Annotated in this window: 7 protein-coding genes; 4 read left to right on the forward strand and 3 right to left on the reverse strand. The window is 61.1% G+C overall.

The annotated features are described in order from the left end of the window. Positions 1-193: 193 nt before the first annotated feature. The 3 genes from AC5Y2L_RS28285 to AC5Y2L_RS28295 form a co-directional block, all read right to left on the reverse strand. A complete protein-coding gene (locus AC5Y2L_RS28285; RefSeq protein ID WP_499940004.1) occupies positions 194-886 on the reverse strand; it encodes a hypothetical protein in 693 nt (230 codons plus the stop codon). Positions 887-1725: 839 nt separating this feature from the next. Beyond that, on the reverse strand, positions 1726-3660 hold the full coding sequence (locus AC5Y2L_RS28290; protein WP_499940003.1) for a protein kinase domain-containing protein: 1935 nt from the start codon (positions 3658-3660) through the stop codon (positions 1726-1728). A gap of 187 nt (positions 3661-3847) precedes the next feature. Then, complete coding sequence (locus AC5Y2L_RS28295) at positions 3848-4609, reverse strand: class I SAM-dependent methyltransferase (protein WP_499940002.1); 762 nt, start codon at positions 4607-4609, stop codon at positions 3848-3850. Positions 4610-5077: 468 nt separating this feature from the next. Between AC5Y2L_RS28295 and AC5Y2L_RS28300 the strand changes: the two genes are divergently transcribed. The 4 genes from AC5Y2L_RS28300 (at position 5078) to AC5Y2L_RS28315 (ending at position 8962) form a co-directional block, all read left to right on the forward strand. After that, positions 5078-5428, forward strand: coding sequence for a hypothetical protein (locus tag AC5Y2L_RS28300; protein ID WP_499940000.1), 351 nt, complete (start codon positions 5078-5080; stop codon positions 5426-5428). Positions 5429-5560: 132 nt separating this feature from the next. Then, positions 5561-7915, forward strand: a complete 2355-nt coding sequence (locus tag AC5Y2L_RS28305) for a TPR repeat domain-containing protein (protein ID WP_499939998.1) — start codon at positions 5561-5563, stop codon at positions 7913-7915. A gap of 118 nt (positions 7916-8033) precedes the next feature. Then, positions 8034-8618: a hypothetical protein gene (locus AC5Y2L_RS28310; protein ID WP_499939996.1), complete on the forward strand. Its 585-nt coding sequence runs from the start codon at positions 8034-8036 to the stop codon at positions 8616-8618. Positions 8619-8620: 2 nt separating this feature from the next. Further along, positions 8621-8962 carry a hypothetical protein gene (locus AC5Y2L_RS28315; protein ID WP_499939994.1) on the forward strand — a complete coding sequence of 114 codons (342 nt, stop codon included), beginning with the start codon at positions 8621-8623 and terminating at the stop codon, positions 8960-8962. The last annotated feature ends 66 nt before the right edge of the window (positions 8963-9028 follow it).

Consider the following 9028-nt stretch of genomic DNA (forward strand, 5'->3'; position numbering starts at 1 on the left):
CATACTCACCCGTTGACATACATGTCGACAACTTGTTGGCAGCGGCTGCGCCCTAATCGCCTTCCTTTGTATTCGAGTTGAGCTCCCTTCGCTGCGCACCAGCTAAGGAAGTGCATGAGACGCTTTTCGAGCACCATTTCGGTGTTGGAGTCAGGCGTTTCGTTGTTGTCCATTGATCCAATCCCTACCTGTTCTAGATCGATTCGATGTCTGTGGCGGGTTCGGTGTCTCCGAATCCGATGCGCTCAAGAAGCTGATCGATCTCCCGGCATTGCCTGTCGAGCGCCGCCCTCGCCTGCCTCAGGTCTTCCACGAACTGGGCCAGTCCGGCGTTGTCGCCCATAAGCTTTGGTCCGACGCCGTCAACCACCTTCCGCAGCCTCTTCGAAAGTTGCTCGGAAGTCTCGACGAACGACTCCACGGCTTGATTGACCTTGATATCCGGTGTGCTGTCGGTGGCGGACTTACTGCCCGAGCCCGAGTTGCTCCCACCGGTTCCCGGTTCCTTCGGCTTCTTGGCCTTCTCCAGGTACTTCGACCACTTCTCTCGCGTGTGCTCGTCGTCTTCTTCCATGTCGTCTAAGTCTTCGTCTCCTGGCGACAAGTCACGCGCATGTTGGCAAAGGCCTTCATCGGCGGCCAGTTCCCACGCATTGAAGTAGTTCGCAATATGCTGCTTGCTGACACCGGCCCGAGTTGCGAACTCGGCTCCCGAGACCTTCTCCGGTTTCGACGAGTTGTGTTCCTGCTCGACTTCGTCCACATGTGGACGAGGTTTGCCCTGGCCTTTATGCGGCTCAACGTTGCGCGCAACTATCAGACCCAGTCGCCAGCCACCCTGCTTGAAATGCTGCCCGAACTCGCGGGCGTCTTCCTGTATTGACATGTTGCTCAACTCTTTCCGTATGGACTTACAAGTGAGTGAGCGCTCATCGCCACAGTAGCGTGCGATGTAGCTGTGTTCCACAAGAAAATGGCCTAGACCTGCAGATATCGTCTGGACAGCCGCTGAATCAGTTTGCTAGCAAAGTGTATTTGCTGGTCTGGGTAAGAAATATCGCGTTGACCTGCGGAAATAGATTAGAACGTGTTCTAAAAGGGCCTCATATGCAGAAGCGCGAATGTTAGCCAGCTCCGGTGATATGACTTACATCACACCGATTCGGCCTCACGGTTTGCGAGCCATTGGATCGGCGGTCCAGGGGTAGCAGCCATGGCGGGTATCAGCGCCGCGTCCACTGCGTGTCCACACCTGGACGACAACTCGCGGAGGTGGGCAAACTGGTACTACAGCGGCTAAAGCATCGCTCACGGCGTTTCTGCCCAGCTAGGAATATGTGTTTGGCGGTCCTGAAGGATCGCGGCGGGGCAATGCAGCAACCCTATTGAGACAGGGGAGTCCGACTTAAAATCCGCCCAGTGTCGGTTCGAGTCCGACTGGGGGCACTCGATTTGCGCAGCTCAAGGTGCAATCTATGACTCCGGCAGCGCACGGAGTACCGATTCCGTCCGCAGTGGCCGCCCCGGCGGCGTCGAAGGCGTCCGCGATCCGGCCCAGGTCGTCAGGGAATAGGTGGCCGGAGCGGTCCAGCGTAAGTATTGCCGTCCCCATGCCGAGAGGTTGTCCCGGTCTTCGTAGGAACTTGCGGTGGGCCCACCTGGGTAACCCCTGGGCCAACTGGGGCAGCCAGACGAGCACGCGCCGCCCTAATTCGTAACTTCGGCCTAATGGATGAGTGCGATCACTGAGACGGTGTTGTCATGGTTGGTGGTGTAGATCCTTCGGGTGTTGACGTCGGCGGCGATGCCCCAGGGATCTTTGCCGAGTTTGATGCTGCCGGTGACATTGTGTTTGGTGAGGTCGATGACGGAGACGGTGTTGTCGGCTTCGTTGGCGACGTAGGCAGTGTGGGTGCTCGGGTCAGTGATGACACCATACGGGTGTTTGCCGACCGGGATGGTAGCGGTCACAGCGTGGTTGGTCAGGTCGATGACGGATACCGTTCCGTCGGCCTCGTTGGTGGTGTAGGCGGTGTGCGTAGCGGGATCGACTGCCACACCTCGCGGGTCGTTACCGACGGTCACGGTCGCGGTGACGGTGCGGTTAACGGTGTCGATGACGGCTAGAGTGTTATCGCCGTTGGCGGTAAAAGCGGTGTGGGTGTCGGGGTCGATGGCGAGGCCGAATGGGTTTTTGCCGACAGTGATGGATGCGGTGACAGTGCGTGCGGTCAGGTCGATTACCGACACGTTGTTGTCCCACATGTTGGTGACGTAGGCGGTGTGGGTGACGGGGTCGATGGCCACTCCCCATGGCTGGCTGCCGACCGGGACGGTGGCCAGGACCCGTCGATTGGCGAGGTCGATGACCGACACCGTGTCGTCGCGGTGGTTGGCCGTGCAGCCAACACCGGCCGCAGGGTCAACCGCTATACCCTCTGGACCCTTGCCGACGGGAATGGTCGCCGTCACGGCCCGCGTGGCGGTATCGATGACCGACACTGTGCTGTCGCTGAAATTGGCCGTGTAAGCCAGGTGAGTAGTCGGGTCGACCGCGATTCCTTCCGGGTGTCTGCCGACGGGAATGGCGTCAATAACGGTGCCCGGCACAACGAATGACGTCATGGTCCTTGTGTTGGGACTGGGCATCCCTGAAGTCGGGGATGTGTCGCGGTGGATGGCCCCCACAGTGATTGCTGCCGCTGCGGCCATGAAGAGAACGGCAGCCCCCGCGAACAGGGCGACTTTTCGGCGGCGCTTGGTGAGCGGGCCGCCGGGAGGTGTGTGGTCATTGGTCTGCGGTATAGCGGCCAATGCTTTCCTTGCCGCGCCGGCCAGCTCGCCCGCGCTCGAGTACCGGGCGTCACGATTTTTGGCCATGCCGGTGGCAACCACCTCATCCATAGCGGACGGGATATCCGGGCGTTGTCGGCTGGGACGGGGGATGGGTGCTGTCAAGTGGGCGGCGATCAGCGCGGCCATGTCACCAGTTGGGTAGGGCGGGCTACCGGTCAGGCATTCGTAGAGCACGCAGGCCAGCGCGTAAATGTCGGTGCGGTGGTCGATTTCTTCGTTGGCGAGCCGTTCGGGAGCCATGTAGGCGAAGGTTCCGACCGTATTGCCCGCGGTGGTGAGTCTGGCGTCGGTGGCCGCGTTGGCCAACCCGAAGTCCACCAGGCAGGCGAAATCCCCGCCAGCGAGGAGGATGTTGGCAGGTTTGACGTCGCGGTGCACGATTTGTTCGGCGTGGGCTGCATCCAGTGCCGCGCCGATCTGGCCGATGATCCCTACCGCGCGTTCGGGGTCCAGCGGTCCGCTCTCGTCGAGTACCACGCGCAGGTCGGGGCCGCGAATTAATCGCATGTCGATGTAGAGCTGCCCGTCGATCTCGCCGTAATCGTGGATCGGTACCACATGCGGGTCGTGCAGCCGGCCCGCGGTGGAGGCCTCCCGAAACAGCCGCGTGCGGAACACAGGGTTCACCGAGAACGACGGCGGAAGCAGCTTGAGGGCAATTGTCCGGTTCTTGGTGGTGTCGTACGCCTCGTACACCTCGCCGAATCCACCCCGCCCGACCAACTTATTCAACAGGTAGGGGCCGAACCGCGACGGTTTGCGCCACTCCGCAGTCGTATCGCCGTTCGGCGGCTCTTCGACCACCAGTACCTCCTTGCCCGTCCCGGAATAGACCGATTGTTTAGCCGATTGCCGTATTTCGCACGCTCGGTCGATTGCGCTGATTCTCAAGGATGTCTTCTTACCAACGAGATGGCTCAGCGCTGCGATACTCGCGTCGCCCGATCGGCTGCGTCAACGCCGTTACCTGCGTATCGTCGGCCCACGCGGATCAAGCGGGCTTGCGGGCCTCGATCAGCACTCGCGAGGTGGAGGTGACGAACGGCCCGTATGTCTGGATCTGGTTGTGCAGCCGCAGCAGCGTGTCGCGATACTGGGCGACGGTGAAGCCGGGGATCGCCCAAATGACTTTGCGCAGAAAGTAAATCACCGCGCCGACGTCGAAGAATTCGACGCGCAGCCGTTCCAGGCGCAGATCGACCACGTCGAGTCCGACCTTAACGGCGTCGTGGTTGACGGTCTCGGGGCTCAACTGGCCATGTCCCAAAGCCTCGGGCTCGGGGCCCACAAAGTACTCGATCAGTTCTCGCATCGACGCCGGGCCAACATGTTGGGCGAAATAGGTGCCGCCCGGTTTGAGGACCCGGGCGATTTCATCCCACCACAGGTCCACCGGATGGCGACTGGTCACCAGCTCGAATGCCGCGTCGGCGAACGGTAGCGGAGGGTGGTCACACGCGACGACGACCACGCCGAGCGGATGCAGCAGTCGGGTGGCCAGCGCCAGGTTCGGCGGCCACGACTCGGTAGCCACAATCGCCGGCGGAAATGGGCCAGCCCCCGCTAGGACCTCGCCTCCGCCGGTCTGAATGTCCAAGGCCGACGTCACCTCTGCCAGGCGGGTGCGCAGCTGCCGCTGGTAGCCCCAGGAGGGACGTTGCTCGGTGGCCCGGCCGTCAAGCCAGGAGAAGTCCCAGCCCGCTACATCCACCGAGTCCGCCTCGGCGACCAATTCGTCAAACGTCGCTGTCACTCCCCCATCATGGCCACACCGGAGGCGCCGCCTCGACGGGGTACTGCCGGTAGCCGCTCGGACTCCACTACCAGTCCTACACGAACCGACTGCAGGGCAACGAAACTCGACGTTAGAGTCCCCGAAAACCCCACGGCACACGTTGCCAGTCCCTAGAAGCCCTAGAAAACATCCAACGAATTGGCAAATTGAAGCGACTTTTGTTCAAAAAGCCCGTGTCCGTCGGGGTTCTATCCCGGTTGCCCATGTTGGGATGTCGGTGGCGTAGCTGTGCTTGCTGCAGCACTGTAGAGCATTGATTACGGCCTTGAGCTTGATGGGCACTCGTCGGGGGTGATGGGACAAGACGCCTTGACCGGGTGTCCACCGATCGGGGTCAAGCCCCGGCCAACGCCTGCGTTATTGATGCTGGCAGTGCGTTAGGGTTCGGCTGACGAAGGTCGACGTATCGCACGAAGGGGGATATGGGTGGCTCCGTTGCTGGAGGTTAACGCGCAGAATGTGTTGGCCAGTGCGAACACCATTGCCGCGGCCAAAGCCGCTGTGGCCGCGATTCAGTCGCCGGATACGGGTGCGGCGGCGGGCGGGCTGGCTGGGTTTGAGACTGCGGGGGCGTTGGCGGGGGTCAAGGAGGCGGTGGCCGATTCGCTGGGTGTGGTTGGGGGGCGCTTTGAGGAGTTGGCCGGATTGATCCGTGGTGCGGTGAATGTCTTCCAGGTTGCTGATCAGGCGTTGCCTCCGCAGGCCCGCCAGGAGTTGTTCACCAAAGCGGTGGGCAAGTCGTTGATGGCGTTAGGTGATATGAACTCGGCGAGCTGACGCCGTAGAAATCTCGTTTACTCGACCACTTGGAGTGTGGGGTTGGCACGTCCGCATAAGACCACGGTGTATCACGCGAACGCGACCCCGTTGGGGGATTTGGCGGCCCCGACGCGGGAGGTGGGCCGCAAGATGCTGGCCGCCGCCGAGAACGTGCGTAATACGGTGCATGGGTTGGACTGGAAGGGCGATACCCAAAACGCCTGTGATGGGCGCGCCGATCGGGAGCTGGCCCAGGATCGTAAGGTCGCGGCGGGTTATGAGGCGCTGGCCCTGGCCTATGAGAACGGCGCCAAGACGATGCAGCCGATGATCGACACATTGCGTCTGCAGGGTCAGGGTTTCGAGCACGACCATTTCGACGTGTCCGAGGATTGGGTGGTCACCGACACGTTCGACTACAACGCCGGCAAGACCGTGTTGATGCTACTGGGATGGGACGAGAACGCCGCCCAAAGCGAGATGGACCGGCTGCAAAAGCAGCGTGGCGAGGAAGCGGCGACCGGAACGACGATGTTGCAGCGGCTTGCCGATGAGCTGGGTGCGGCTGACACCGACACCAAGAATGCGATCAACACCGCGAAGAACGAGATCGGCGCGGCGGCCCCGCTGGCGGCGGGCTTGGTGGGCGGGCAGCAGGCCCGCGATGACGCCAAAGCCCTGTTGGACGGCACGGCGACCCCCCAGCAGGTGGCGCGGGCAAAGGCCGCGTTGACGACCTGGACACCGCAGGAGTTGGCGGCCTTGGCCAACGGCAAGCCCGCCGACATGCCCCAGGGGCAATACGATTATTTGACCTCGTTGATGCACGCGATGGACGGCAAATCGACAGCCGACATCGATGCCGCGTTGGGCAAATACGGCCTGCAAGGCGCGATGGGCGATGGACTGCGGATGATGGGAAACCCCAACATCCAGACCGCGCTCGGTATGCACGGAGGACTGGACACGCTGCCGGCCAAGGTGCGCGGGCTGCTCACCGATAATCCCGTGAAGCCCGAGGCAGGAGGAATCCTCGATTTCCCGAAGCGTCAGTTCGATGCGCTCAACAACATGCTCGGGAACGGCAATAAGGGTTTGGGGTTGGGTTCGGATGTGGACCGAGCATTGCTGAATCAAGCATCACGAATCACCGCGGCTGAGAACAAGTCGAAGTTTAACGAACTGATCGACCCTGACGCCGTGGCGCACGGGGACAAACGCATCTTTTCCTCCAAGGCCGAGATCAGTAGCACCGTGAGCGCGATGATGTCAAATGCGTCGATCGATCATCGCGCCGTTGCTGATTTCCTGCAGGGTGGGGTCGACATGGATCGCGTTAATGGTGGTCATTTCGACAACAATGAAGCCTTCAAGGCGTTGGCTACTGCGCAATTCGGGCCGCAGGATCACGGCTGGAGAAACATGCTGGACTGGATCGGCCCGAACGCGCACACACCCGGTTTTGAGGGACATGAGGCCGCGGTGGCCGCCGACTCGTTAGCGAACCTGACCGCAAAGAATCATGATCTGCTGGGCGGGAAAATCCCGATCTTCGATTATGGCGATCACCAAAGTGGCCGGTTTGAAAGCCTGGGGCAACGCGATCCCGAACTGGCCCAAGCGCTGACCCGTAACCTGACGCCCTATCTCGGGAACCTCGGTGGCGTCGAAGTGCCCGGGATCGACGGCACCGGCATCCACCGCTTCACCGATTCCTCCCAGTTGAAGAACCTGTTTGAAGTGCTCTCCTCGGACCCGGCGTCGGCGGCGGCGCTTCAAGGGGCGGCGGCCTCGTGGGATCATTACTATGCGGAGCGCTACGGGGAAACCGGCAACGCTTATTATGCGCGCGCGGCTGGGCAATTGGAAAGCGCATTGCATGGCGGTTACGAGGCGGAAATGGAGGACCTGAAACGCAACCACGACACCGCCCGCATCCTGGACTTCGATAAACAGAACTCCGACTGGAACACCAAGAAATTCCTGATCAACCAGGTATTCGACAAACTACCGATTGACAAACTGCCCGGCGGCGATGCCTTATCCTTCCTCGGCAAGCTTGTCCTCGAGGAGGGCTTGAAACTGGGAGATCCCACCCCACTGACACCGGCGAGCGACCCCAAAGACCTCGTTACGGCGGCCGTCGCCGACAGCAAGCACGCATTTGCGGTCCTCACCGATGGTGTCTACCACGACTACAGCATCGTCGAAGGGTATGAAACTCGGGATCATTCCCTTGTCGGCGCATTTCAGAACGTGCAAACCCCGAAAGGATCCGTTAATTTCTTTATTCCCGATGGCAACAACGGCTGGAAACTCGACTGGAACGCCGTCAGAGATAATGGGCCGCAGTTTATGGAGACTTATGGGAGGTTGATCGACAGTGGTCAATTGAAGGTAGGCAGCTGGACCGACGCTTATAACTCCGGTCTCAGGGACCCCGTGATCAACTTCGTAGGATTGCCCGATCCGGGAAACGTGACGAAACCTCCCACGGGGCGATGACATGTCTGTGCAGTCGGTGACCCGTGTCGGCGCTCGGATGGTCGCTTGGTGTGTGGTGAGCTGTGTAGTAATCGTGATGGCCGGGTGTTCGCCGTCGAAAACCCCCGCTAGTCCCACCGTGTCGACCACCACGGTAAAGGCGGCGACGGGCTATCAGGTGCCGCGCAATGTCTTGTTTTCCGAGCACTGGGTGGCCACCCCGGCGGTGGATTTGATGAGCCCCGAAGGCACCTACCTCCGGGCTTACACTGAAGCCGACCATGTAGCAGACTTCAACTTTGGCCGGGCGGACGGGTCGTATCCGGGGTTCGCCACAGCCGCCCAGGATCACCATTACCGGGCGGGTTGGGGGCAGTCGGCCGAGGGTTTCTTCACGAACTGGGTGCACGACTTGTCTCTTGCATCCGATGGCTCGGCCACAGCTGTGGTCTGTTACGCCGGGAATGTAGCGGTCAGTGGTTCGTTTCCGGACAACTACAGCTTCTTTAAGCGAACAGTCACCTTTCAACGTGTCGGGGTTTCTCCGCCGGCCAATCAGAAAGGGCCCGCGCGTGCCCCATTGGTGTCGGTGTTCGGCGACTGGTACACCAGCAAGTTCGAGCTGGGCGGCCCGGGCATGGATCCCGATTGCGCGACCAACCCGCCGCCAATCGACAAAAGTCCGGTGTCCACGCCGGGCTGGCCCGATCATCCTGGGGTGTAGTTGTGGCCATTTTTTCTCATCTGCCGCCGGAAGTGGTTTCCGCGTTGCGCACAGGCGAAATTCCAGCTCACTTGATGGAGCCCAACGGCGAAGCCGGTAGTGAGCCGAAAGCCGAGGACTCGCACGACGCTGAGCGGTTCCGCGGCAAATATCACGCCATGGTCGAAGAGGCGATCGCCGACTGGCTCGATGAGCATCCTGAGTGCGGCAAAAGCATTCCGGCCGCTGAACGGGTGCGGATCGAGCAATACTGTGAACGCCAAATCCAGCATCAGTGGCGCATTTTCGTGCGCAAGCGGGATGGACTCGACGATCACGACGACGAATGGCGCGCCCCCTGGTGAGTCAGTAAGGTGCCACGATCTACGCGGGTAGGGTCCGCAACTGTTTTTCTGTCGGATGAGGGTGTC

It is taken from the genome of Mycobacterium sp. NGS66, from assembly GCF_059812225.1.

What these genes read in the sequence shown, in the direction of transcription:
- AC5Y2L_RS28285 (WP_499940004.1), bottom strand. Translation starts at nt 886, where the DNA reads ATGTCAATACAGGAAGACGCCCGCGAGTTCGGGCAGCATTTCAAGCAG.
- AC5Y2L_RS28305 (WP_499939998.1), top strand. Translation starts at nt 5,561, where the DNA reads ATGCTGGCCGCCGCCGAGAACGTGCGTAATACGGTGCATGGGTTGGAC.